Raw genomic sequence first — 24,784 nt, 5'->3', positions numbered from 1 at the left:
CGATTGATTGCTGGAATTACTCTGTTTCATACCAGAATAAAAGGTTTAACTTCGCTCCTCTGGCTTCCAAAAATTGGCAAACTCTAATCTCGAAATCCTAAAATTTGAAGCACGCTTCGCTTATATAAAAGAAAATAAAAATTATAACCGTATGAAATTCGACACGTTTGGAAAATAAGTAAGAATTTACATAAAATAATGATAAGAAGGGATGGTGTTTGATGGGTATGTTGATTGATGAGGAGCTTTTGTCTAAGAGGAGGGCTATTGAGCTTTGGGACAAGGGTTTTATCAATGACTTTGAGGTCGGTACTTACAAGGGTTTGCAGGAGATTCACGGGTTTTTGTTTCAGGATATTTTTGAGTTTGCTGGTAAGACTCGTGATGTGAATTTGTCCAAGGGAAATTTCAGGTTTACAAATTTGTTGTATTTAGAGAGTAATTTGGCTATTATTGAGAGGATGCCTGAGGGTTCTTTTGATGAGATTATTGAGAAGTATGTGGAGATGAATGTGGCGCATCCTTTCAGGGAAGGGAATGGTCGTGCGACTAGGATTTGGCTGGATTTGATGTTGAAGAAGAATTTGAATGTGTGTGTTGACTGGACGATGGTGGACAGGGATGATTATTTGAGAGCTATGGAGAGGTCGCCGGTGAATTCTTTGGAGATTAAACACTTATTAAAGAATGCTTTGACGGATAAGGTTGATGACAGGGGTATTTATTTGCGTGGTATTCAACAGTCGTATGTTTATGAGGATTTGGATAGGTATGATATTGAGGATATAGAGGAGTAAAAGAATTCGTATGATCGTAGTTTTTTACAAGCGATTGATTGCTGGATTTACTTTGTCGCGTACCAGAATAAAAGGTTTAACACGCATCGTCTGGCTTCCAAAAATTGGAAAGCCTCTAATCTCGAAATCCTAAAATTTGAAGCACGCTTCGCTTACGCGGTCAAATTTTAGCCGGATTTCTGCGATTGAGTTTTCACAATTTTTTCCAGATGACTCGCTTAGTTAAAGCCTTTTATTCTAAAGAAATTTATGGATAAACTTATGGTTTTCGCTGGAAATTGTGTGATAGAATTCGTATAAAGGTAGGTTTTCTATTTATATACTATATTTTAAACGATTACAGAAATTACGTAAAAATTGAGAAGTTTCAAGGCTTTTATAGGATATGATTTCTAGTCCACTCTAATAAATCTTTTTCTGTTTTTTCTGACGCGGAAACAGACATAATAATTTCGATTAGTTCTTTTTGGCAGTATTTCAAGGAATATCCATTAATTTCTAACAAAACTAGCATAACGTGTGTTCCTATTCTTTTATTTCCGTCAATAAAAGGATGATTTTTTATTAGCGAAAACCCTAAATGGACAATTTTATTAATATTTCCTTTATATAAATCTTCGCCGCCAAATGTTTGAAACGGAGAGTTCAAGGATAAATCCAGTAGATTTTCATCCCTTACTCCCCGTTCTCCTCCAAACTGTTCTATTAATGATTTGTGAAGCATTATAACTTGTCTTTTTGTTAAACTTATCATTTAGCAAGTTCCTCATAAGCTTCTTTGTTTTGATTCATTATACGTCTTGAAATTGAAAGTATATCTTCATCATCGGCTATTTTTACATTTTCAAATTCAGAATATTCTATTAGTACATATTTTGGGTTGTTGTTTTTTAGTATGACAGCAGATCCTTGTTCATCTACTAGTCGTGCTACTTTAGAGAAGTTTTGGTTTGCTTCTGTGATTGATACAAGATTTTTTGTGTTAATTTTCATGATTATACCTCCTATTAGAATTATACCACGATTTAGGATAAATTAAACCTAAAATTTATATTTTTAACATAAGAAACCATATCTTTAAATGAGAAAAAAAGCAGATTACTACAATTGCTGTAGAATATCATCTGGAGAAAATAAGTATAAATCCATGCGAAATAAACCGTTAAGAAATCTCACTCGTGCCAGAGCGAAGCTCGCACTTGAGATTTTAGGTTTATGAGCTTAGGATTTGTTTATTTTCGTAAGCTAGATATTTGGGCAATAGTAGTTTTCTTCTTTGCATATTTTGAAGAGGTTTTTATTCTCACAAAAAAAGAAGCTGTTTTGACCTGAACCCCAAAATCCGGAATACGGATGGAGGGGTTTTTGTATGCCAAAATACACAAAAGAATTTAAAATAAAATTAGTACTAGAATATTTATCAGGAAAAACAGGGGGTCATAAAAGTGTGGCTAAAAAATATGATATTCCATATTCAACCATGCGGAACTGGATAAATAAATACAAATCTGGAGGATTTGATAACTTATCTAAAAAGTTAAAAAATAATAATTACACTAGTGAATTTAAGTTATCTGTAATACAATATAGGCAAATCAATAATACTTCGCTTAGAGAGACTGTAGAGCACTTCGACCTTGTAAATGAATCTATGGTATGCAGATGGGAGAAAACTTATCAAGAACATGGTCTTTCTGGGCTAGAAGATAAAAGAGAAAGGCCTAAAAAAGACATGACCAAAACAAATAATAAGTCTAAACTTAACACTCCAATAAACGAAACCGAAAAAGAAGAATTAATAAGGTTAAGGGAAGAAAATAGACTTCTCAAAATGAAGATAATATACGAAAAAAAGCTACGAGCCTTGCTACTGGAAGAGGAAGCAGAAGCAAGGAAAAGACAAAGATAATCCTCAAACTTCTAAAAGAAAATCCACAAAGTAAAGTAAGTGAATGGCTAAAAATAGCTAAATTACCAAAATCATCATACTATGAATGGAAAATAAAACTAGAAAATCCAGTAGATAAAGACAAGGAAGTTAAAGATGAAATTAAAACAATAATAGAAGTGTCAAAAGGTAGATATGGCTATAGAAGAGTAACTATGGTATTAAAAAATAAAGGATTTAATATCAATCATAAAAAAGTCTTAAGAATAATGAGAGAAGAATCCTTGCTATGTACTAAATTTAAAAATAGATCAAGAAAATACTCATCATACAAGGGACAAATAGGTAAAGTAGCAGATAATATTGTAAAAAGACAGTTTACAGCTACTAAGCCAAATCAATTATGGCTAACAGATGTAACAGAATTTAGAATTAAAGGACAAGAAGAAAAACTTTACCTATCACCAATATTAGACCTATACAACAGCGAAATAATTAGCTATACGTTAAGTAATCACCCAACAATAGGATTAACAAATACAATGTTAGAAAAAGCATTAGAAGAAAATAAAGACATTAAAGATTTAACTATACACTCAGACCAAGGATTTCATTATCAACACAGTTCTTGGACTAAAAAACTAGAAAAAATGAATATTAGGCAAAGTATGTCAAGAAAAGGGAATTGTCTAGACAATTCTCCAATGGAGAACTTCTTTGGAATATTAAAACAAGAAATGTATTATGGAGAGGATTTTACTAGTTATGATCATTTGATAAGTGAGATAGAAAAATATATTAAATGGTACAATGAAGATAGAATTAAAACAAAATTAAACGGAATGTCCCCTGTTATGTACAGATTACATTCCGCTTAAAATATTAATAAATTATTCCGTGTTTACGGGTTCAGGTCATTTTGCAGCTTCTTTCATCATTTCTATTGTAATTTGTTTACTACATTTTCCAAGGATTCTAGTTTGATTTGTGGATCCCATGTTGCGCCACTGTCTTTTAGTTCTTGGATGTATTGTTGTTTGTTTGATTTGTAGTATTCTATGGTATCTTTTAGTCCTTTTACTGATTGTTTGAAGTTTTCAGTGTCTTTGACTTGGGATACTTTTTTGATTAGATATTCTTGTGATTTTTCTGGTTTTGTTTCTAATGATGTGCATCTGTTGACCATTTCTGTGAATAGTCTATCCATTTTTAGTGATGCGCCTGCTGTTCCGTTTTCGTATTTTTCTAATCTTTCTACAAATTCATCTAGTGTTGCTTTTTCATCATCTGTAAGTTCTTGTTGGTTGTCTTTTTTTGTTTCGCCTTTTTCTGTAGCTTCTGTTGTTTCTTCTGGTTTTTTGTCTTCTTTGTTTTCTTTGTCTTCTTTTTTGTTTTCTTGTGTGTCGGCTGCTGTATCTTTTTTGCTGTCTTCAGCTGTTGATGTTGTTGTATCAGGTTTAGTTAATGATTGTTCGCTGCTGCAGCTTGATAGCGATACTGAAGCGATTAATGCAAGTAATAATCCAAATTTTTTAATGTTTTTCATAAAATCCTCCTCCGATTTCTTTACATATATTATACCACTATTTCGATTTTCCAATCAGGAGAATGTCTACAAAATATCTACGATTATATTAAGATGCCTATTATTATGGTGATGATGACAAGCATTATGATGTGAAGTACGATGTCTAGGTAGATTGCGGCTAATAATTCTATTAGGTAGGTGTTGATTTTGGAATTGAGGTTAGATTCTGCGGGTATTACTGTCCAATTGACTTTCATTTTGTTGCAGATGAGTTTGGTTCTGAATGCGTGGAAGTTGTTGGTGATGACGCAGACTTTTTTTCTGTCGTGTTCTGCATCTTGCTGTTGTATGAGTGTTTTTACGTATTCTATGTTTTGCATTGTGTTCATGGCAAGTTTTTCCAATAAAATATCTGTGTCCTGGATGTTGTTTTGGACGGCGAAGTTTTTCATGGCTACGGATTCTTCGATGTCTCCGTTGGATTTGCCGCCGGAAAATATCATAATGCTTTTATTGGTTCTGTAGTAGGCGAATGATGTGAGCATTCTTTGTTTGATGAGCTCAGAGAGTTCGATTCCTTTCATGGATCCTCCAAGGACTATGATGTAGTCAAAATCTGTGGCGATTTTTTGATATTTGATGATGAGGTTTCCGAGTAGGTGTGACAGTACAATCAAGCTGAGATACAAATTCATTCCTATTATGTATTTGTAAAGGTCAAATATTTTGAACAGGTTTATTGCTATCATTGCGATGTATAGTAAACTTGCCGATAAGTGAAGTGCGATGTTGGCTTTGACTTTTGCTTTTTGGTAGAGTCTGTATGATATTATCGCAAGGATAAATAAATTTGTGATTAGGTTGATCGCTATGATTATGTTCAAGATTACATTAGAATTTGGTGCAAATATTAGTCCGATGACACTAATTGCGAACAAAACGGTGCTTGTCGCTGTGAACATGCTTATGAAGTTGTCTGTGGCTGCGATTATTAAAAGTATCGCAGATATTAGTAGTAGTGTGTACATGTGTATTCCTTTCACGAAAAATTATATCACACATTGTGGGGTTGGTTGATGATATAATCATATTAAGAAGGGGGTTTTTATGAGAGGGTTAGTGTTGGAAGGCGGCGGAGCGAGGGGCTGCTATCAGATTGGCGCTTACAAGGCGTTGGTGGAAATGGGAATTGACTTTGATTATATCGTAGGAACTTCGATTGGAGCTATCAATGGGGCTATGATTTGTCAGGGAGATTGGGAGATTGCGTATAAATTGTGGGAGAATTTGACTTACGATGATGTGATTAGCGTAAAGGACAATGATGTCAATTCTATAATGAAGGAGAGGCTTTGCTTAGAAAATGCAAGGGATAAGCTGAACTTGGCGAAGGATTTTTTTGATAACAAGGGTTTCGGGGTGGAGCCTTTGAATGAGTTGTTGAGCGAATATATTGATGAGAAAAGAGTCCGTGAATCTAGGATGAAGTTCGGTCTTAATACTGTTGATGTGGAACAAAGAAGGGTTTTGAATTTGTTTATTGACGATATTCCACAAGGTCACTTACGAGATTATTTGCGTGCAAGTTCTAATTTGCTGGTGTTTAAGCAAGAAAAATTGGACGGTAAGAGGTTGATTGATGGTGGATATATGGAGAATAATCCGTACAAGATGATTGATGATGTGTGTGATGAGATTGTTCTTGTATCGTTGAAGCCGTATTTGTTGACGAATAAGTTGAAGAAAAATCCAAAATACACGATTATTAAAACGTGGGACAGAGATTTTCCAAAAGTTTTGGAGTTTGAAAAGGAAAAGATGCGATACGGTTTGAAGCTTGGATATGATGATACGATGAAGGTGTATGCGGATTTGAAAAAAGAAAATTTGTAGAATTATTGGAAAATATGATAAAATTTGAAAATTTTGTTGGAAAAAGTTTTTGTTAGTTGTATAATATTTAATATAGAGAATTTTTAGAGAGAAGGAGGTCTGAATAATGAACATTAAAATTAATAATGAAGTAGTTGAAATGATGCTATATTTCTGGCAATCAGCGTCAGAAGGTCAAAAGGTTGCTGAATCTTTTATCATTGATGTGGCTAATAGAGACGAAATGAAATTAATATACAATGACAAATTTGATGAGGAAGCTGTTAGAAGAGTTTTATCATCTATTACAAACAAAGAGCTTTTGAATGGTGGAAGTCCTGAAGAAAAAAGATTCTGGAACAACAACATGTGGATGATGGAAGATATGGGTGTGGTTGAAGCCATGGTTGACCCTATCAAACATTTGAACCTTGATGATGTTGAAACAGACAAGAAGGAATTGATTTTCGTTCCAGGTCATATTGAAGAACACTATGATTTGGGAGACAAATTAGTTGTGAACTTCTTCAAGGTATCTGTGGATATTTTTGGTGGCACAGGTGCTGTTACTATGGACGGAGAAGATTTCAGAGAACACATCATTAAATTATTGCAAAAATAGAATTTGCTATTTGGGGCTCTTTATGAGCCCTATTTTTTATTGCAAAAGTAAAGGAGTAAGTATGTTAAAAAGGTATAAGTGGTTTATTGATTACTACAAGAAAAGCTACATAATCGCAATTATCGCACTTATTTTTGATTATGCTTTCAAGTTGGTTTTGCCGTACATGATTGGTAATGTGGCGGACAATATTTTTAACAAGAATGTGACAGTTGAAAATTTGAAGATTAATTTGGGAATTTGCTTGGTTGCAAGTGTTCTGTGTTATGTGGTTAGCGTTGTGTGGAATTTGAATGTGTTTAGGGGCGATGACACGATTAGGTATTTGGTGACTACAAGGTTGTACGACAAATATTTGAAACAATCGCCGGAGTTTTTCGAGAAGAATTCCACGGGGTCTTTGATGGGGAAGGCTACAAATGATCCGTACGCTTTGGGAGATTTTGCGGGATATGGTTTGATGAGTTTATTCGATTCGACTTTTTATCCTATTTTGATAGTTATCGTGATGATTGTGACGACAGATTTCAGGTTAACTTTATTAAGTGTGCTTCCACTTCCGATTTTGGTTGTGGTGAGCAACAAAATTGGCAACAAATTGAATACGACTTTTGATGAGTCGCAAAAATCGTTCGATAAGATGAACGATCAGACTTTGGAGACTGTAAGTGGTGTGCGTGTGGTTCGTGCAAATAATTTGAAGGATTTTCAAAGAAAGAAGTTCCAAGATAGGGCGGATGATTTGTATGAAAAAAACATGGCGACTGCAAAGTTAATCGCATGGTATGGCCCAATCCAAAAGCCGATAGAGGTTATGACTTATGTGTTGGCGATTTCTTATGGAACTTATTTGATACGAACAGGAAGCATTACTGTGGGAAGACTGATGAGTTTTATGTTTTATTTGAATTTGTTGATTTGGCCGATGATTGGCATGGGCGATTTCATCAGTGTGAAGAAGCAAGCCGATGCGAGTATGGACAGGATTCAAGAGGTGTGGGATTACAAGGAAGACATTGTGAATAAACCTGATGCTGTTGATTTGAAGGAAAATCCTACGATTGAGTTTAGGAATTTGTCGTTCAAGTATCCGACTTCGAAGGAGAATGTTCTCAGTGATATCAATTTCTTAATTACACCTGGAAAAACTTTGGGAGTTTTGGGAAAAACTGGAAGCGGCAAGACTACTTTGTTGAAGCAATTTCTTAGATTTTACGATGTAGAAGATGGAGAAATATTTCTGAATGACAAAAACTTGACCGATTATACTATCGAATCAGTCAGAGAAAGAATGGGTTATGTTCCACAAAATCACATGATTTTTTCGAAGACTATTGGCGAAAATATCAAGCTTACAAACAAGGATGCAACGGATGAAGAATTGATGGAAGCTATACGAATGAGCGATTTTGAGAAGGATTTGGATAAGCTTGTGAATGGAACGGATACGTTGTGTGGAGAAAAGGGAATTAGTTTGTCGGGCGGTCAGAAACAAAGGATTGCGTTGTCGAGGGCTTTGATAAAGAATCCGGATATTTTGATTATGGACGATTGCATGAGTGCTGTGGACGGAACGACGGAGAAGAATATTTTGGATAATTTCAGAAAAATTCGCTCCAGCAAGACGAATATCATCGCGACTCACAGGATTAGCCAGGTGAAGGATGCAGATGAGATTATCGTTCTTGAAAACGGCAGAATAGTTGAAAGAGGGACTCACGACTCTTTGATGAAACAAGATGGTTGGTACAAGGAGCAATATTTGAGACAGACAGTGGAGAGTGCTTATGAGAAAGAGTGTGACGAATAGAATAATAAAATACTCCCTAAACGAGAAGAAAAACTTGACGATAGGGATGTTGTTTACGGTGTTGATGACGATATTCGAGATTATCGGGCCGATTATATTGGCGTATATCATCAACAATTTACTTACAGGAGAAAAACTTGTATACAATATTAGAAAATTAGCGTTGGTGTTGTGCTTGTATGCGGCGGTTTTCTTCGTGGATTCACTGTGGAAGTACAATTCAACGGTGTATTTGGAGAAAACTGCGAACAAAATCGCACGCAGAATGCAGATGGATGTGTACGATCACATTCAAAAAATGCCGATATCTTTTTACGATAATTTACCGGCGGGAAAAGTTGTCAGCAGGATTACAAACGACACGAAAACTGTGAAGAGTTTCTACCAAATGGTGTTGGCACAGCTTATGGTAAGCGTAATCGTGAGTATTTTTATGATTGCGATGGTGCTTATAACTGACACGAAAATCGGGATTATTGTGTGCCTATTTTTTCCAATTATGTTTTATATTTTTAAGAAATTTTTGCAAAAATCACGCTTTGCATTTACAAATATGAGAAAATACATTAGCGAAGAGAATGCGAAAATCAACGAGACTATCAATAATATCGAGATAATCAAGGCGTATAATTTGGAAGATGATTTCAGTAAGGATTATGAAACTTCTGCGAAAAACGTGTATGATTACGGATATATGGTGACGAGGGCTTACGGTACGATGAGCTATAATGTGTCGCAGCTTCTCAGAAATTTTGCGACGATTACGATACTTGGAATTTACGCGTACAATGTTTTGACTGGAAATACTGATGTAAAGTTGGGGAGCATGTATTTGACGATGGAATACACTTCGAGGACTTTCTTGTACATCAGTAACTGCGTGGAAAGAATGGGCTCATTGGAGCAATCGTTCAGTGCAGCAGAGCATGTGTTTGAATTATTGGATACTGAGGTCGAGGAATTTCCGGAACGAGAAATCGGCGACATCAAGGGTGATGTTAAGTTTGAAAATGTTGATTTCTCGTATATTGAAAACGAACCTGTGCTTAAAGATTTGTCGCTTGATATAAAAAGCGGAGAAAGTGTTGCATTCGTAGGGTTTACTGGAAGTGGCAAGACTACAATAATCAATTTGCTTTTAGGATTTTATAAGCCACAACGAGGTGTAATCAAAATCGACAGCAAGAACTTCAACGACTACAGCGTGGATTCTATAAGGAAGAATATTTCCTTGGTGCCACAAGATCCTGTGCTTTTTATGGGAGATGTTAGGAGTAACATCAGGCTCGACAAGGATTTTACAGATGAAGAAGTTGAGAATGCGTTGAGGGATATCGGTGCTGACAGGTTGATAGATTTCAGAAATGGTCTTGATGAAGAAGTCAAGGACAATGGCGCAAGTTTCTCTGCTGGTGAAAAGCAGCTTATAGCATTTGCGAGAAGTTACATCACCAATCCGAAGATTTTGATATTGGACGAGGCGACGGCAAACATCGACACGCAAACGGAATCTGTGATTCAGTATGCAATCGACAAATTGAAACAAAACAGGACTACATTTATAATTGCGCACAGATTGTCTACGATTAAAAATGTGGATTGCATTTACGTGTTGGACAAGGGCGTTATTGTAGAAAAAGGAACGCACGAAGAATTGTTGGCGAATGGCAAGATTTACACGAGAATGTATCGTGAACAAAACAAGAAGGGCTAATATGAGTGGTAATAGAAAAGCAGGGATTTTGTGTCCTGTGTTCAGTTTAAGTTCAAAATATGGAATCGGAAGTTTTGGTGAGAGTGCGTATGAGTTTGTGAGGTTTTTGAAGAAATCGAAGCAGACTTATTGGCAGATATTGCCACTTGTTCCGATTAGTTCTGACGGCAACAGTCCGTATTTGTCGCCGTCAACTTTTGCAGGAAACTACATGTACATCGACATCGACAAGTTGATTGAGGATGGTTTGCTGACGGAAAGAGATGTTCGTGGCTACAAATTTGAAGATGATTTTGTTGATTACGATTATGTGGCGAAATCAAAGGATCAGATTTTACGCAAGGCTTTTGAGAACAACAAGGTTTTGAAGATAATCGACACAGAAAATTTTAGTGAGCGTGAACTTGTTCGTGGATTTTGTTTGTTTCAGGCTTTGAAAAAGTATTTTAATGGCAAATCTTGGTTGGAATTTCCGGATGATATAAAATACCGCAAGAAGAAAAGCGTCGATTATTACGAAAATTTGTTAGCTTCTGAGATTGAATACAATGTGTTCGTACAATGTTTGTTTTACAAGCAGTATTTCGAATTGAAAAATTATGCGAATGATTTGGGGATAAAAATATTTGGAGATTTGCCGATTTATGTATCGAAGGAAAGCAGCGATATGTGGCAAAATCCCGATATGTTTGTGGTGAACGAGGATTTGTCACCGAAACTTGTTGCAGGTGTTCCTCCGGACAGATTTTCTGAAACTGGGCAATATTGGGGAAACCCCGTGTATGATTGGGATTATTGTGAGAAAACTGGTTTTGAATGGTGGTTGAAAAGGTTGAAGCATAATTTGAAAATGTACGATGTGCTTCGTCTGGATCATTTTAGAGGATTTGAAGCTTTTTGGGCGATTGATGCATCGGAAAACACTGCTGAAAACGGACACTGGATTGAGGCAAAGGGCGAGGAGTTTTTTGAGATTTTGAAAAAAGAAAACTTGATTGACAGGATTGTTGCCGAGGATTTGGGTTTGATTACTGATGATGTTATCAATCTGCGCGACAGATTTGGGTTCAAGGGCATGAAGGTGATGCAGTTTGCTTTTGATGTGAATGAGGAGTCGGATTATTTGCCACACAACGTGGGAGAAAATTGTGTTTACTACACTGGAACTCACGACAATCAAACGTTGTGGGGATTTGTAAATAGCAGAAATTCTGATGAACTTGAATACATTAAAAATTATGTGAATTCAGATGATGTTGAAATGGCTTTGATAAAAGTTGCGTACATGACGAGAGCCGATTTGTGTATGTGTCAGATGCAGGATTTCTTGGATTTGGATGATGATTACAGGACAAATACGCCGAACACGTTGGGTAATTGGACGTGGAGAATGAAAAAAGATTGGCTTACGGATGAGCTTGAATGTAAAATTTCTTCGATTGTGAAACTCTACAACAGGGATTAGTTGAAGTAAAATGATTATAGGTATATAATTTAATTTGCAGCAAATTATTAGGAGGAGTTATGAAGAAAGTTCTTACTATTGCAGGTTCTGATTGTTCAGGCGGAGCAGGAATTCAAGCGGATATCAAGACTATGTCAGCACACGGGGTGTATGCGATGAGCGTTATTGTTTCGGTGGTCGCAGAGAATACTTTTGAGGTGGTGTCGATTGAGGATTTGCCAGATACGATTATAAGGGATCAGATTGATTGTATTTATAACGATATGGGTACTGACGCTGTGAAGATCGGAATGTTATCGAACAAGAGGATTATGAGTTGTGTTAGGGACAAATTATTGGAGTACAAACCAGAAAATGTGGTGTTGGATCCTGTGATGTATGCAAAGCACGGCGCTTGTTTGATGCAAGAAGATGCGATTGATTTGTTGATTGAGGATTTAATTCCTTTGTGCACTTGTATAACTCCGAACATTCCAGAGGCAGAGAGAATTAGTGGAATGAAAATCGACGGTGTAGACGATATGAAAAAGTGTGCTGTGATTATTCACGATATGGGAGCGAAATACGTTCTTGTGAAGGGCGGTCATCATGTGGGAGATGCGATTGATATTTTGTATGATGGCGAGAATTTTCACGAATTTGTGACTGAAAAGATTGACACGAAGAACACTCATGGGACTGGTTGTACGCTTTCAAGTGCGATCGCTAGTAATTTGGCGCTTGGAAAATCGATAGATGATGCTGTGAAATTCAGTAAGGATTACATTACTAATGCTATTAAGCACGATTTGCATATTGGCAAGGGAAATGGACCTACAAATCATTTCTACAAGTTTTTTAAAGGAGAGTTGGAAAATGAATAAGAAATTTAACTTAGGGTTGAACTTGGTCACGAATAAACAAACTCTCAAAGGAAGGGATTTGTCGGAAACTATTGAGATTGCGCTGAAAAATGGTGCAGATTCTGTAAGACTTAGAGAAAAAAACATGGATACTAGAAGTATCATGCGTGAAGCTTTTAAGATAAAAGAGATTACTCAAAGTATGGGCAAACTTTTGATTGTGAATGACAGGGTTGATATTGCTAAGGCGTGCGATGTCGACGGGGTGCATTTGGGACAAAAGGATATGCCGATTAAATACGCGAGGGAGATTCTTGGCAACGACAAGATTATCGGAATTAGTTGTCACACGTTGGAACAAGCGTTGGAGGCACAAGAAGCTGGCGCAGATTACATCGGTGTGGGGGCGATTTTTCCGACGTTCACTGGAGATGATTTTGTGAGGGTTACAATCGACACGTTAAAGGAGATTTCCGAGAAGATTCACATTCCAATCACTGCGATTGGTGGCATTAACAAGAACAATATTAGGATGATTTTCGATTGTAATGTGGATTCTGTGTCATTGACATCAGCGGTTTTTTCGACGGGAGATGTTGCAGCATCAACACAAGAGTTGAAACAAAAATTCGATATGATTTTGAGTAGATAACGAGGGGTGATGATTCACCTCTTTTTTGTTGCGGGGAAATGAGGAATAGTTTCATAGCAAGAGAATTGCTGAAGGTAGTTTCTAGACAAAGTAAAGTAGAAAACCAGTTTGCAAGACATTTACACGTTACAGGGGCAGGGAACACAAAAACTCGTAAACCGATCATCTGTCTACAAAAATTGATAAATTCATCGCTTATGAAACTAAAATCGCAAACTCGCTGACGCTCAAACAGTGCGATTTTTTAACGTTTCATTTCGCTTGAATTTAAAACAATTTTTCCGAATGATTCGCTTGTTTACGATGTTTTTGGTTTGTTTCAATGCAAATCTCCGTTTTACAAGGACAGGGAAAGTAGAAAACCAGTTTGCACGAATATCTGGACTACACAAATAAATAAATTCTAAGCTTGTGAATCTAAAATTGTGAACTCGCCTTCGGCTCAAACAGCACAATTTTTTTACGATTCACTTCGCTTGAATTTATACTTATTTTCTCCGTATGATATTCTTAGCAAACTTGGTAATCTACTTTGTTTCAATGCATCCTTATCAAATCTAATAATCTACTTTATTTCACAACGCCATAAAACCACCAATCCACATAACCACAACAAAGATTTCACCTAGCGGGGACGGAAGCGCTTTGTGTTGTTATGATATAATCTAGGTTGATAGGGGGATTTTATGAAGGGAAATTACGAGACGATTGTTCATCCGTTGAAACCTCTTTACGATGAGGATTCGAAGATTTTGATTTTGGGTTCTTTTCCGTCGGTGAAGACTAGGGAGTACGGGTTTTTCTACGGTCATCCACAAAACAGGTTTTGGAAGTTGATGGAGAGGCTTTTCGATGTGGATTTGGATGTGAGTATTGAGGAGAGGAAGAGATTTTTGTTGGAGCATAATATTGCTGTGTACGATTCGATTTATCAGTGCGATATTATTGGTTCATCAGATTCTAGTATCAAAAACGTGGTGCCTTCTAATTTGAAGGGGATTGTGGATTGTGCAAATATTAATCATGTTTTTTGCAATGGGACTGCTTCTTTTAAGTGTTTTGAGAGATATCACAAAAAGAATTTGGGGGTGGATGCTACGAAGCTTCCTTCGACATCACCTGCAAATGCTAGATACAGGTTGGATGATTTGGAAAAAGAATGGAAGGTTATTTTGGAGTATTTGTAACAGCTTGAAATCATTTGCAACGAAATATTTCAAGTGTTATAATGATTAATGTATGGAAGAAATTGTTATAAATTTATTTTTTATTGAGGAGTACTAATGAAAAATTACACTGATTTATTAAAATCTGAATTGATTATGGCGTTGGGATGCACTGAACCTATTTCTATTGCGTTGGCTGCGGCTAAGGCTAGGGAAGTTTTGGGAAGTATTCCAACTAAAATCGAGGTTATGTGTTCAGGAAATATTATTAAAAACGTAAAGGGTGTTACTGTTCCAAACACTAACGGAATGAAGGGCGTGGAAGCTGCGACTGCTATTGGAACTGTTGCGGGCGATTCTTGTCTTGGTCTTGAGGTTTTGTCAAAGGTTACTGAAGATGACATCAAGGTTGCGAAGGATTTATTGGAAAAAGACATCATCACTGTTAGCCTAAAAGAAGGCGTTGAAAACTTAGACATTGAAATCGTAGCTGAAGATGACAAGAAAAACACTGTGGATGTAGAAATCAAAAACAAACACACAAACATAGTTAAGGTTACCAAAAATGATGAGGTAATACATATTGATAATTGCTACACTCACACTCCAGAATACGAAAATTACGACGAACTTTCAGTGAAAGATATTTTCGAATACGCAAACAACGTGGACTTGGGAGAAGTTAAGGACTTATTGGAAAAACAAATTACTTTGAATTCTGATATTTCCGATGAAGGATTGACTGGAAAATGGGGAGTTGCAATGGGCAAGATTTTGATAGACGAAGATGAATCTATCAGAACGAAAGCTAAGGCAAGAGCAGCAGCAGGATCAGATGCACGTATGAGTGGCTGTTCATTACCAGTTGTAATTAATGCGGGAAGTGGAAACCAAGGCATAACTTGCACGATGCCACTTGTTGTATTTGCAAATGAAAAAAATTACGACAGAGAAACATTATATCGTGGACTTTTGATTACGAACTTGACTGCACTTCACATCAAAAGATTTATAGGTAGACTTTCAGCATTTTGTGGAGTTACATCCGCAGGAGTTGCAGCAGGAGCTGGAATTTGCTACATGGAAACTAAGGATTTGGATTTGATTGAAAAAACAATAGGAAATGCGTTGATGATTGCATCGGGTATGATTTGTGACGGTGCGAAACCATCCTGTGCTGCAAAAATCGCAACAGCTGTAGATGCAGGCATTTCAGGATATTATTTGGCGAAAAAAAACAGAAACTTCGAACCTGGAGATGGTTTATTAAAAGACGATATCGAAGAAACTATCAGAAGTATTGGTTATGTTGCTAAGGAAGGTATGAAGGAAACGGATATTATTGTGCTTAACACAATGATTCAAAAATAATTTTGAAGGCGTTAGTAAATCTAATGCCTTTTTTATTTGTGTGAACAAAAACATTTTCACATTTAACACAAAAATGAATTGAATTTAACGCTGAATTATAATGAAAATACCAGTTTAAAAGCAAGTAAATTACTTGTGATTTTATTTATAAATTTCAAGAAAACACTTGCATAATTTATTTATTGGTATTATAATTTAATTAAATAAAATATTTTGAAGGAGGATTCTTATGGGATCATTTATTAGTGCCGAAAGTACTTGGATACTTTGGGCTGTGTTGGCATCATGTGCTGCTCTTGCAATATATTTGGAACAAAAATATACATGGGCAAGTAAGGTTACAGGATGTATTTTGGCTTTGACTTTTACTTTAATTCTGTCAAACCTTAAAATTATTCCAACAGAAGCACCGGTTTACGATGCTGTATGGAGTTATGTAGTTCCTTTGGCTGTACCAATGTTGTTATTCAACGCTGATATCAAAAAAATTGGTAGAGATTCAGGAAGAGTTTTAATTATTTATTTATTTAGTGGTATTGGAACAATTTTAGGTGGATTTGTTGCATACTTTGCTTTGAAGAATGCAATTCCTGCTTTGAACGACATCGTTCCAATGTTTGTGGGTACTTATACTGGTGGTTCAGTAAACTTCGTTGCAATGAGTCAACAATACAAGGTTCCTGGAGCAACTGTATCAGCTGCATTAGTTGCAGATAACTTACTTATGGCTTTATATTTCTTCACATTGATGGCACTTCCAACAATGGCTGTTATCAAGAAACATTATAAGATGCCACTTGTTAACGCTTTGGAAGAACAATCAGAATCTGACAAGGAAGCTAATAAAACTATGGCTGCAAAATATTGGGGAGCAAAAGAAATTTCTCTTAAAGACATTGCTTTCACAGTTGCATTATCATTTGTTATCGTAGCCATTTCTGACAAATTAGCTACAGTATTTGGAGATTTGTTCAAAGGCGAAGGCGCTGTAAGTGCAATTTTTGGTGGATTATTGGGAAATAAATACTTGTTAATGACTACATTTACTATGATACTTGCATCAGTATTCCCTAAACAAATTTCATCTATCAGAGGAAGCCAAGAAATTGGTACTTTCTTAATTTATTTATTCTTCGCAGTTATCGGAGCTCCAGCTTCAATAGGATTGATTTTGAGAGAATCTCCATTGTTATTAGTATTCGCATTAATCGTTGTATTAATCAACTTAATAGTTTCATTGATATTTGGAAAACTTTTCAAATTCAATATTGAAGAAATCATTATCGCATCAAATGCGAATGTTGGTGGACCAACTACTGCAGCAGCAATGGCTGTATCAAAAGGTTGGACAGAACTTATCGTTCCTGCACTTCTGGTAGGTACTTTAGGTTATGTAATTGGTAACTACTACGGTATTCTTTCGGGAATATTGTTACATTAATTTAGAAATTTGAACACATTCTTTGGGTTAATCTCAAAGAATGTGTTTGTTTGAACAGTAATTTGAACAGAAAAGGAGAAAATATGTTAGAAAATTTAAAACCAGAAAGAGTGTTTCATTATTTTGAAGAATTGACTAAAATTCCTAGAGAATCTGGAAATGAACAAGCAGTGAGTGATTTCTTGTACAAGACTGGAAAAGATTTGGGACTTGAAACAATTCAAGACGAAAGCAATAACATTATAATTAGAAAACCAGCTCATCCAGATTATGTGGATCATCCTTCAGTTGTAATTCAAGGCCACATGGATATGGTTGCAGAAAAAGCTGACGGAGTTGACCACGACTTTTTGACAGATCCTATTCCACTAGTTGTAGATGGCGATTGGGTTAAAACAGAAGGCACTACTTTGGGTGCAGATGATGGTATTGCAAGTGCGATTGGTCTTGCGATTATGGAAGACAAAAACGCTAAGCACCCTGCACTTGAATTGTTGGTTACTACTAACGAAGAAACTACAATGGTCGGTGCGAGAGCTTTGAAGAGAGAAAATATCAAAGGTAGAAAACTTTTGAATATTGACGCTGAAGTAGAAGGAATTTTGTTGTCTGGTTGTTCTGGTGGACACAATATAATTGGTACGAAAAAACTAAATTACGTGGACAATAAAATGAAAAACACATTTGTTATGAACATCAACAATATGCTTGGTGGTCACTCAGGAATGGAAATTCACCAACAAAGAGGTAATTCCATTAAATTTGCACGTGAAGCTTTGAAGTTAATCGAAGAAAAATCACCTGTAGCACTTGTTAGCATCGAAGGTGGAACAAAACACAACGCTATTCCAAGAGATGCGAAGGTTGTGTTCAGTTCTAACGAAGACGATTACGATGTTGATTTTTCCAATTTAATTGCAAAATATCCATTGGATAAAGATATGAGAGTTAAGATTGAAAAATGTGACAACACCGAAAAAGTTTTGGATGAAAATGACAAAAAAGATATCTTATCTTTCATCGGAGAGGTCCCTCACGGAGTTTACAGCATGATGAAGGAATATCCAGATATCGTTGAATGTTCCAACAACTTGGCAATATTTGAAATCAAAGAAAATGTGTTGAAAGTAACCATTTCTCTTAGAAGTTCAAACCCAGAAACTTTCGACGCACACACTGAAGATGTGTCAAAAGTTTATGAAAAATATGGATTTGAAGTTAAGAAGGAAGATTATTACAAACCATGGGCATTTGCAAAAGAGTCTAAATTGAGAAACTTGGCGCTTGAAACATACAAAGATTTGTTTGGAAAAGAAATGAAGGTTGAAGTAGTCCATGCAGCATTGGAACCAGCAGTATTCATAGATACTTTCCCAGACATGGAAATGATCTCCATAGGACCTACTATGAAAGATGTTCACAGTCCTAAGGAAAGACTTTCAATTGAATCTACACAAAGAACTTACGAATTTGTGAAATCACTTCTAGAAAGACTTTAGTTTTTGACAAAATAAATCACAGAGAAAGACTGTGATAAACAAACCCTTATGCATAGAAATCGACGATTTTGTTGTCTTGTGCATAAGGGTTTTTGTGTCTTCCGTCCCTGTGAGACATAGATGTCCAACGATTTTGTATTTCAGTGAAATAAAAATAGACGATCCGATACGGTTAGAATATCATACGGAAAAAATTACATCAAATTCAAGCGAAGTGAATCGTTAAAAAATCACACTGTTTGAGCCGAAGGCGAGTTTGCGGTTTTAGATTCATGAGCTTAGAATTTGCTAATTTTTGTAGTCTAGATATTCGTTCGTATCGGTGTCTATTTTCGTATACCCTGAAACTACTTTAAGCAATTTTTGTAGACAGATGAGTGGTTTACGAGTTTTTGTGTTTTATTGTCCCTGTAATTTGTCTATGTCTTGCAAACTGGTTTTCTACTTTCCTTTGCCTTGAAACTACTTTAAATTTTACGACATAGCAAAACCGCAACTAATGTCGCGGTCATTGCTTAGGAGTATTTATTTGAAATTAGGTAGATTTATTTTAGTAAACCAACAAATCGTTGATTTTTCGTAGGCGATTGATTGCTTCAATTAATGTGTCATCGTTTTTGGCGAAATGGAATCTAACATAATCGTTGTTGTCGTCTTTGAAAAAAGATGAACCAGGCACCGGTGTTACGCCGATTTTTTGAGACAATTCTACGCAGAAATCATAGTCTGATTTGCGATTGAACTTGGATATGTCGACCATTACGAAATACGTTCCTTGTGGAGAGTAGAAGTCTAGTCCGATTTTTTTAATCCGTTGAGAAAAATATCTCTTTTGTGAGTGTATTTTTCTTGCAGCTTTTCGTAGTATTCGTCACCAAAATTAAGTCCAACTATTGCCGCTTCTTGTAGTGGGGCTGCTGCTCCGACTGTAAGAAAATCGTGCACTGATTTGATTGCTTGTGTGATTTCTTTGTTTGCGATTGTGTAGCCAAGTCTCCAACCTGTAATTGAGTATGTTTTGGAGAGAGATGTCGTGGTGATGGTTCTGTCTTTCATTTTCGGTAATGATGTAAAATACGTGTGCACGTATGGTTTGTAGACTATGTGTTCGTACACTTCATCTGTCACGACGTAGGTGTCGTATTTTTCTGCAAAATCTGCTATTATTTGTAATTCTTCTCTGGTGAATACTTTTCCAGATGGGTTAGAGGGATTGCAGAGGATGATGGCTTTCGGATTTTGTTTGAATGCATTTTCCAATTCGTCTATGTCAAAATCAAAATTTGGAGGGTTTAATTTTACGAATATTGGCTCTGCTCCGGACAAAATCGCGTCGGCTTTGTAGTTTTCATAAAATGGAGAGAATATGATAACTTTGTCACTAGGATTTGTGATTGCCATCATGCTCGCCATCATTGCCTCTGTACCACCGCATGTCACAACGACGTTTTCATCAGGGTTAGTGGTGTTTCCTGTGAGTTTTTCGTGTTTTTTTGCGATGGCTTCTCTCAAATTTTTCGCCCCACAAGTTATGGAATATTGGTGTGGGCCTGTCAGAGAAATTTCTTGTAATCTGTTTAATATTTCAACTGGCGGATCAAATTCTGGGAATCCTTGCGCCAAATTGATTGAATTGTATTTGTTGGCGACAAGTGTCATTTTTCTGATGACAGATTCTGTGAAACTTGTCGCTCTATTTGATAAGTTTTTCATTTTAGTGTCTTTCGTCTATAACTCTGTTTGCTTTGTGAGTTTGTCTTGGAAGATATCCATCTTCGTGGATGATGATTTCGTGAGGTTTCACACCAAGTCTAACTTTCAATTCTTTCCATATATTTTCTCTCAAAGCTTCTACATCTGTGATGTCGTCGTTTTTCTCTACTTCAACAGAATAAGCTGTGCTTAAGTTTTTGTCTAAGATTCTGATTCTGTATTCTCCAGTGATTCCTTCTACTTGTCTGATTGCGTGTTCTACATCTGAAGGAAATACGTTCACTCCAGATACTATGAACATGTCGTCTAATCTTCCTTGTATGTAAATCCTTGTAGATGTTCTGCCGCATTTGCATCTTTGTTTGTTTACATATCCGATGTCTCCAGTTCTAAATCTAATCATTGGTCTTGCTTGTTTTCTCAAAGATGTGAAGACCAATTCTCCGACTTCTCCTTCTGGTAGAACTTTTCCAGTTTCAGGATCGATTACTTCAACTAAGATTTGATCCTCAGCGATGTGAAGTCCATCTTTTTGTTCACACATTGCAGCGCACGCTCCAAAGATATCACTTAATCCGTAGAAATCATACAAATCAGCGTTCCACAATTCCTCGATTTTTTCTCTTGTGGCATTGATTGATCCACCAGGTTCTCCTGCAACGATTATTTTCTTCAACGATAATTCTTTTGGATTGTAGCCGTGTTTCTTGGCAGTTTCACCCAAATACCACGCATAAGAAGGAGTCGTCCAGATTATAGTTGGTTTGTAATTTACAATTATGTTCAATAGTTTTTCAGATGGAATAGTTCCTGCCCAAATACAAAGTGCGCCGACATTTTGTGCTCCGATTACATCAGGACCTCCGACAAATAACGAGAAGTTGAGTGCGTGAACGTAACGGTCCCTTTTTCTCATTCCGATTTGGTAGAAAAATCTGGATTCTACGTTTTGAAATTCGTCGAGGTCTTGTTGTGTGAATGGAGAAATCGTAGGAACTCCTGTTGATCCAGAAGATGCGGAGATGAACACTACGTCGTCTTCACTTGTACATGCCATTTGTCCAAGGAAACTTCCTTTGTGTTGTGTGTCACGTTCTGTTTTTTTGTTGATAAATGGATAGTTTGCAAGTTCTTCAAGAGATGAAAATTCGTATGGATCTAACAAATTTTCATCAAAGCTTTTTCTGTAGTATTCTGAGTTTTCGTAAGCGTGAACCAATATGTTTTTCAATTCGTGTAATTGTAGTTTTTCGATTTCTTCACGGCTTAGTGTTTCCAATTCTTCTTCCCAGTATTTGGATGTTCTTAAACTTTCTAATTTTTCTTTTGTAATTTCTTTGATGTTGTTTCTAATCATGATAAACCCTCCTAAGTTTGTTTTCGTAATTTTTGATTGTGTTTTCTTCAATTAAATCTATTTCTTCATCTGTTAAATGTTTGTATCTTCTTTGTTTTCTGATGTAATCGTGAACTGATTTTCTATTTTTGATTTCTTTGATGGAATATTTTCCATTTTCGTATTCTTCTAATGGGAACATGCAGTTGTCCACGATTTCTTTCGCCAAATCAATGGTATCGTCTGTATTTGTGCCCCAACCGACTGGACAAGGGGAGAGGACGTGAATGTATTTGGTTCCGCGGATTTTGGATGCTTTTTCAACTTTGTCGATGTAATCTTGAATGTAGCCGACAGATGCAGTGGCTGCGTAAGATATGTCGTGGGCTGCGATTATATCGAAAATATTTTTCTTGTTGCGAGTGTTTCCGTGGATGTTTTTTCCTGCAGGTGTTGTAGTTGTCGATGAGCCAAATGGTGTCAAGGACGATTTTTGAATTCCTGTGTTCATGTAGGCTTCGTTGTCGTAGCAAATGTAGATTACATCGTCACCTCGGTCGATTGCAGCGGATAATGTTTGAAATCCAATGTCTGCCGTAGCACCATCTCCTGCAAATCCTACAATCTGCAAATCTTCAATCCCCAAAGTCTTTGCTCCTTCGTAAATGCCAGAAAGCATGGAGCCTGTTCCTGCGAACGTCGAAATAATCGAGTTGTTCTTGAAAGCTAATTGTGGGAAATTAAATCCAACTGCCGACATGCAACCTGCTGGAAGAACTGAGATTGCTCTTTCTCCGAGAACTTTCAAAGCGATTCTAACTGCAAGGGCAGCGCCACAACCGGAACAGGCCTTGTGTCCGTAAAAATATTCATCTTGTGTAATTGTTCGTTTGTTTATGTTACTCATAACTTCGCTCCTATAAAATTAAGTTCTTCGCCATTTTGTTTAAGTTTTTGGAAAATCTCCTTGATGTTATCTCGTGTGATATTTCGTCCTCCAAGTCCTCCTACGAAGTTTTGTGAATCAATGTCTGTGACTGATTTTACATTAGCGTAGACTGTACCGAAATGTCCGAATGAAATATCTTTTTCCAAAACCCCAATTCTTTTTGCGTTTTGAAGTTCTTTTCTCAATTTTTCTGTCGGGAAAGGTCTGATGTATCTTAGTTTCAAGTATCCGACTTTTTCTCCTTGTTCTCTTAATTCATCGATTACACTTCTGATTAATCCCGAGATTGATCCGATTGAGATTAGAACGTAATCCGCATCATTTACTTTGTAGGAATCAATCACGCCACCGTGGTCTCTGTTGAAAATCTGTTTGAATTTCGCTCTGGATTCTTCGATTATCTCCAACGAATCCACAACTGCTTTGTTTTCTCTGATTTTCCATTCCAAATTATCAGAAGGTCCAACGGAAAATCCTAAATTTCTAGGATGATTGAGATCGAATTTGTTTTTGGTTTCAAATTTTGGTAAGAATTCATCTACATCATTAGCATCAGGTACATCTACTGGTTCATAAGTATGTGTGAGGTCGAATCCATCCAAGTTAATCATTACTGGAGTGGAGACTTTCTTGTTTTCAGCTATGTAATACGCTTCAATCACTGTATCCAAAGCTTCTTGTGCATCTTCCACGTACACTTGAATCCAACCGCTATCTAATTGCGACAAGGAATCTCGTTGGTCTCCAAAAATATTCCAAGGAAGTGCAGTTGAACGATTCGCATTCACCATAACGATTGGGAATTTTCCGCCAGCAGCGTAGGGAAGACATTCTGCCATGTACAACAGTCCTTGTGAACTTGTCGCCGTAAAAGTCCTCGCTCCGATTGCACTTGCACCAATCGCACAAGAAAGTGCGGAGTGTTCGCTTTCCACATGGACAAATCTAGAATCAAGCTGTTTCTGTTCTACTATTTCCGATAATTTTTCAACCACTGTAGTTTGTGGAGTGATAGGGTAGGCCGAAATTACGTTTGGTTTCGATAATCTAACGCCTTCTGCTACAGCTTCATTTCCCGATAAAAATCTTCTCATTTTGTTTTCCTTTCTATCGCATCGAAATTGCAAATCTTTTGGCAAATTCCACACCCTTTGCAGAAATCTTGGTTTATACTAACGTATGAATTTTGCTTTTCAATAGTTCCATCCGGACAGTACAAGTAACATTCCAGGCAGTTTTTGCATTTGTCCTTGTCGACGAAATAATCAAAACTTCGGTACGAATCGTTGGTAACTGTAAGAAAACCCGCTTCGTAATATGTTCCCAAAGGATAATCTTCGATTTTTTCAAAACCGTTGAATTGTTTAAGCTCTGGTCTTTTCATTTTCGTTCACCTCTTTCAAAACTTCTTCGAATAATTCTACGTTTTTATCCACGACTGATGGCGACAAATTATCCTTGAAACTTTCTACAATGCTCTTTTTGTCGATGACATCGAATTTGGAAAACAGTGCTGCAATCATTGCAGTATTTGTAATCGGCTTATGTAAAATATCCAAAGCGATTTTGGTTGCATCTACAGAAATAACATTTTTTTCTTCAAAATTTTTTGAAGAATTGATGAATACTGTGCAATCTGTTAGATTTTTTAATTCATTCACATCGAACAGCGATTCGTCGAGTATAACCAAATAATCTGGGTTTTGCACTTGGGTTCTGTCTTCGATTTTTTTCGTATCTATTTTAGTAAAAGCACTCACAGGAGCGCCTCTTCTTTCTGGACCAAACGTTGGGAAAGCCAACGAGTACAAGTTGTCTTGTTTTACACATGCATTTCCAATTATTTTAGATGCAGTGAATGCTCCCTGTCCACCTCTTCCTCTAAAAGTTATTTCAATCATAATCTCCTCCTAATTTTTGTAATAAAAAAAGCCCTTTCTATTATTTCTAATAGAAAGGGCGAAATATCCGCGGTACCACCTTTTTTGTGTATGTAAAAATACACCACTTCAAGCTCCATCAAGCTCTAACTCATGATAACGGAAGTCGCCGTACAGTCCTAATATCGAACTGTCCCCTCAAAGACCATGTTCACCATAACATCAATTTGCTCCTCTCA

The 24,784-nt window shown here is 36.5% G+C and carries 23 protein-coding genes, 1 pseudogene and 1 other annotated feature (1 of these 25 only partly in view); of the genes and pseudogenes, 14 read left to right on the top strand and 10 right to left on the bottom strand.

The annotated features are described in order from the left end of the window. Window positions 1-221: 221 nt before the first annotated feature. Window positions 222-797: a protein adenylyltransferase Fic gene (gene fic / locus ACU68W_RS02235; protein ID WP_446756036.1), complete on the top strand. Its 576-nt coding sequence runs from the start codon at window positions 222-224 to the stop codon at window positions 795-797. Window positions 798-1,173: 376 nt separating this feature from the next. Here fic and ACU68W_RS02230 read toward each other — a convergent pair whose 3' ends face one another. Both ACU68W_RS02230 and ACU68W_RS02225 read right to left on the bottom strand, forming a co-directional pair. Continuing rightward, window positions 1,174-1,551, bottom strand: a complete 378-nt coding sequence (locus tag ACU68W_RS02230; RefSeq protein WP_094202443.1) for a type II toxin-antitoxin system death-on-curing family toxin — start codon at window positions 1,549-1,551, stop codon at window positions 1,174-1,176. Then, entirely contained in the window at window positions 1,548-1,790 is a 243-nt protein-coding gene (locus ACU68W_RS02225; RefSeq protein ID WP_094202444.1) for a type II toxin-antitoxin system Phd/YefM family antitoxin, read from the bottom strand. Before ACU68W_RS02225 ends, ACU68W_RS02230 begins: the two co-directional genes overlap by 4 nt. 376 nt (window positions 1,791-2,166) lie before the next feature. On the opposite strand from ACU68W_RS02225, the gene ACU68W_RS02220 reads away from it, so the two are divergent. Next, a complete protein-coding gene (locus ACU68W_RS02220; RefSeq protein WP_002834810.1) occupies window positions 2,167-2,706 on the top strand; it encodes a helix-turn-helix domain-containing protein in 540 nt (179 codons plus the stop codon). Then, a complete protein-coding gene (locus tag ACU68W_RS02215; protein WP_146001973.1) occupies window positions 2,640-3,563 on the top strand; it encodes an IS3 family transposase in 924 nt (307 codons plus the stop codon). Before ACU68W_RS02220 ends, ACU68W_RS02215 begins: the two co-directional genes overlap by 67 nt. Before the next feature lie 62 nt (window positions 3,564-3,625). On the opposite strand, the gene ACU68W_RS02210 is transcribed toward ACU68W_RS02215, so the two are convergent. Together ACU68W_RS02210 and ACU68W_RS02205 are read right to left on the bottom strand one after the other, a co-directional pair. Next, a complete protein-coding gene (locus tag ACU68W_RS02210) occupies window positions 3,626-4,231 on the bottom strand; it encodes a hypothetical protein (RefSeq protein WP_446756035.1) in 606 nt (201 codons plus the stop codon). 83 nt (window positions 4,232-4,314) lie between these two features. Continuing rightward, window positions 4,315-5,241, bottom strand: coding sequence for a YdcF family protein (locus tag ACU68W_RS02205; protein WP_446756034.1), 927 nt, complete (start codon window positions 5,239-5,241; stop codon window positions 4,315-4,317). 79 nt (window positions 5,242-5,320) lie between these two features. Here ACU68W_RS02205 and ACU68W_RS02200 point away from each other — a divergent pair, with 79 nt between their 5' ends. From ACU68W_RS02200 to pepD, 11 genes are all read left to right on the top strand, one after another. Beyond that, complete coding sequence (locus ACU68W_RS02200) at window positions 5,321-6,106, top strand: patatin-like phospholipase family protein (RefSeq protein ID WP_446756033.1); 786 nt, start codon at window positions 5,321-5,323, stop codon at window positions 6,104-6,106. A gap of 106 nt (window positions 6,107-6,212) precedes the next feature. Continuing rightward, entirely contained in the window at window positions 6,213-6,707 is a 495-nt protein-coding gene (locus tag ACU68W_RS02195; RefSeq protein ID WP_294685572.1) for a TDE2712 family protein, read from the top strand. A 61-nt stretch (window positions 6,708-6,768) separates the two neighbouring features. After that, window positions 6,769-8,517, top strand: a complete 1,749-nt coding sequence (locus ACU68W_RS02190; RefSeq protein WP_446756032.1) for an ABC transporter ATP-binding protein — start codon at window positions 6,769-6,771, stop codon at window positions 8,515-8,517. After that, window positions 8,495-10,231 carry an ABC transporter ATP-binding protein gene (locus ACU68W_RS02185; protein WP_446756031.1) on the top strand — a complete coding sequence of 579 codons (1,737 nt, stop codon included), beginning with the start codon at window positions 8,495-8,497 and terminating at the stop codon, window positions 10,229-10,231. The genes ACU68W_RS02190 and ACU68W_RS02185 overlap by 23 nt, the downstream gene beginning before the upstream one ends. Before the next feature lies 1 nt (window position 10,232). Beyond that, on the top strand, window positions 10,233-11,696 hold the full coding sequence (malQ, locus tag ACU68W_RS02180) for a 4-alpha-glucanotransferase (RefSeq protein WP_446756030.1): 1,464 nt from the start codon (window positions 10,233-10,235) through the stop codon (window positions 11,694-11,696). A gap of 59 nt (window positions 11,697-11,755) precedes the next feature. Beyond that, window positions 11,756-12,559, top strand: a complete 804-nt coding sequence (gene thiD, locus ACU68W_RS02175; RefSeq protein ID WP_094223861.1) for a bifunctional hydroxymethylpyrimidine kinase/phosphomethylpyrimidine kinase — start codon at window positions 11,756-11,758, stop codon at window positions 12,557-12,559. Continuing rightward, window positions 12,552-13,190 carry a thiamine phosphate synthase gene (gene thiE / locus ACU68W_RS02170; RefSeq protein ID WP_094223860.1) on the top strand — a complete coding sequence of 213 codons (639 nt, stop codon included), beginning with the start codon at window positions 12,552-12,554 and terminating at the stop codon, window positions 13,188-13,190. The genes thiD and thiE overlap by 8 nt, the downstream gene beginning before the upstream one ends. 686 nt (window positions 13,191-13,876) lie before the next feature. After that, entirely contained in the window at window positions 13,877-14,377 is a 501-nt protein-coding gene (locus ACU68W_RS02165; protein WP_306479109.1) for a DNA-deoxyinosine glycosylase, read from the top strand. 96 nt (window positions 14,378-14,473) lie between these two features. Continuing rightward, window positions 14,474-15,727 (top strand): L-cysteine desulfidase family protein, encoded by a 1,254-nt coding sequence (locus tag ACU68W_RS02160; RefSeq protein ID WP_446756029.1) that lies wholly within the window; start codon window positions 14,474-14,476, stop codon window positions 15,725-15,727. Between the two features lie 229 nt (window positions 15,728-15,956). After that, on the top strand, window positions 15,957-17,168 hold the full coding sequence (locus ACU68W_RS02155) for a DUF819 family protein (RefSeq protein WP_094223857.1): 1,212 nt from the start codon (window positions 15,957-15,959) through the stop codon (window positions 17,166-17,168). Window positions 17,169-17,251: 83 nt separating this feature from the next. Next, on the top strand, window positions 17,252-18,667 hold the full coding sequence (pepD, locus tag ACU68W_RS02150) for a beta-Ala-His dipeptidase (protein WP_446756028.1): 1,416 nt from the start codon (window positions 17,252-17,254) through the stop codon (window positions 18,665-18,667). Between the two features lie 550 nt (window positions 18,668-19,217). Here the strand turns inward: pepD and ACU68W_RS02145 are convergent. The 6 genes and pseudogenes from ACU68W_RS02145 to ACU68W_RS02120 all read right to left on the bottom strand — a co-directional run bounded on the left by ACU68W_RS02145 (window position 19,218) and on the right by ACU68W_RS02120 (window position 24,566). Further along, window positions 19,218-20,326: pseudogene (locus ACU68W_RS02145) on the bottom strand (pyridoxal phosphate-dependent aminotransferase). A 55-nt stretch (window positions 20,327-20,381) separates the two neighbouring features. Continuing rightward, window positions 20,382-21,737, bottom strand: coding sequence for a phenylacetate--CoA ligase family protein (locus tag ACU68W_RS02140; protein WP_446756027.1), 1,356 nt, complete (start codon window positions 21,735-21,737; stop codon window positions 20,382-20,384). Beyond that, window positions 21,730-22,623: a thiamine pyrophosphate-dependent enzyme gene (locus ACU68W_RS02135; protein ID WP_446756026.1), complete on the bottom strand. Its 894-nt coding sequence runs from the start codon at window positions 22,621-22,623 to the stop codon at window positions 21,730-21,732. The genes ACU68W_RS02140 and ACU68W_RS02135 overlap by 8 nt, the downstream gene beginning before the upstream one ends. Beyond that, window positions 22,620-23,759 (bottom strand): pyruvate ferredoxin oxidoreductase, encoded by a 1,140-nt coding sequence (porA, locus tag ACU68W_RS02130; RefSeq protein ID WP_446756025.1) that lies wholly within the window; start codon window positions 23,757-23,759, stop codon window positions 22,620-22,622. The genes ACU68W_RS02135 and porA overlap by 4 nt, the downstream gene beginning before the upstream one ends. Beyond that, the gene (locus tag ACU68W_RS02125; RefSeq protein WP_446756024.1) at window positions 23,756-24,049 is read right to left on the bottom strand and encodes a 4Fe-4S binding protein; all 294 of its coding nucleotides are present in this window, start codon (window positions 24,047-24,049) and stop codon (window positions 23,756-23,758) included. The genes porA and ACU68W_RS02125 overlap by 4 nt, the downstream gene beginning before the upstream one ends. After that, the gene (locus ACU68W_RS02120; protein ID WP_446756023.1) at window positions 24,030-24,566 is read right to left on the bottom strand and encodes a 2-oxoacid:acceptor oxidoreductase family protein; all 537 of its coding nucleotides are present in this window, start codon (window positions 24,564-24,566) and stop codon (window positions 24,030-24,032) included. The genes ACU68W_RS02125 and ACU68W_RS02120 overlap by 20 nt, the downstream gene beginning before the upstream one ends. Before the next feature lie 51 nt (window positions 24,567-24,617). Then, window positions 24,618-24,784: a binding site (T-box leader), on the bottom strand; it runs 59 nt beyond the window's last position.

It is taken from the genome of Finegoldia sp. P2-F-LR (assembly GCF_052932265.1).
This window is presented reverse-complemented; position numbering and strand designations above follow the sequence as displayed.

Coding starts and splice junctions, on each gene's coding strand:
- pepD (WP_446756028.1), top strand. CDS start 17,252: ATGTTAGAAAATTTAAAACCAGAAAGAGTGTTTCATTATTTTGAAGAA.
- ACU68W_RS02190 (WP_446756032.1), top strand. CDS start 6,769: ATGTTAAAAAGGTATAAGTGGTTTATTGATTACTACAAGAAAAGCTAC.
- ACU68W_RS02165 (WP_306479109.1), top strand. CDS start 13,877: ATGAAGGGAAATTACGAGACGATTGTTCATCCGTTGAAACCTCTTTAC.
- ACU68W_RS02220 (WP_002834810.1), top strand. CDS start 2,167: ATGCCAAAATACACAAAAGAATTTAAAATAAAATTAGTACTAGAATAT.
- ACU68W_RS02135 (WP_446756026.1), bottom strand. CDS start 22,623: ATGAGTAACATAAACAAACGAACAATTACACAAGATGAATATTTTTAC.
- ACU68W_RS02160 (WP_446756029.1), top strand. CDS start 14,474: ATGAAAAATTACACTGATTTATTAAAATCTGAATTGATTATGGCGTTG.
- ACU68W_RS02210 (WP_446756035.1), bottom strand. CDS start 4,231: ATGAAAAACATTAAAAAATTTGGATTATTACTTGCATTAATCGCTTCA.
- ACU68W_RS02230 (WP_094202443.1), bottom strand. CDS start 1,551: ATGATAAGTTTAACAAAAAGACAAGTTATAATGCTTCACAAATCATTA.
- ACU68W_RS02200 (WP_446756033.1), top strand. CDS start 5,321: ATGAGAGGGTTAGTGTTGGAAGGCGGCGGAGCGAGGGGCTGCTATCAG.
- ACU68W_RS02195 (WP_294685572.1), top strand. CDS start 6,213: ATGAACATTAAAATTAATAATGAAGTAGTTGAAATGATGCTATATTTC.
- fic (WP_446756036.1), top strand. CDS start 222: ATGGGTATGTTGATTGATGAGGAGCTTTTGTCTAAGAGGAGGGCTATT.
- porA (WP_446756025.1), bottom strand. CDS start 23,759: ATGAGAAGATTTTTATCGGGAAATGAAGCTGTAGCAGAAGGCGTTAGA.
- ACU68W_RS02155 (WP_094223857.1), top strand. CDS start 15,957: ATGGGATCATTTATTAGTGCCGAAAGTACTTGGATACTTTGGGCTGTG.
- thiD (WP_094223861.1), top strand. CDS start 11,756: ATGAAGAAAGTTCTTACTATTGCAGGTTCTGATTGTTCAGGCGGAGCA.
- ACU68W_RS02185 (WP_446756031.1), top strand. CDS start 8,495: ATGAGAAAGAGTGTGACGAATAGAATAATAAAATACTCCCTAAACGAG.
- ACU68W_RS02205 (WP_446756034.1), bottom strand. CDS start 5,241: ATGTACACACTACTACTAATATCTGCGATACTTTTAATAATCGCAGCC.
- malQ (WP_446756030.1), top strand. CDS start 10,233: ATGAGTGGTAATAGAAAAGCAGGGATTTTGTGTCCTGTGTTCAGTTTA.
- ACU68W_RS02125 (WP_446756024.1), bottom strand. CDS start 24,049: ATGAAAAGACCAGAGCTTAAACAATTCAACGGTTTTGAAAAAATCGAA.
- ACU68W_RS02120 (WP_446756023.1), bottom strand. CDS start 24,566: ATGATTGAAATAACTTTTAGAGGAAGAGGTGGACAGGGAGCATTCACT.
- thiE (WP_094223860.1), top strand. CDS start 12,552: ATGAATAAGAAATTTAACTTAGGGTTGAACTTGGTCACGAATAAACAA.
- ACU68W_RS02225 (WP_094202444.1), bottom strand. CDS start 1,790: ATGAAAATTAACACAAAAAATCTTGTATCAATCACAGAAGCAAACCAA.
- ACU68W_RS02140 (WP_446756027.1), bottom strand. CDS start 21,737: ATGATTAGAAACAACATCAAAGAAATTACAAAAGAAAAATTAGAAAGT.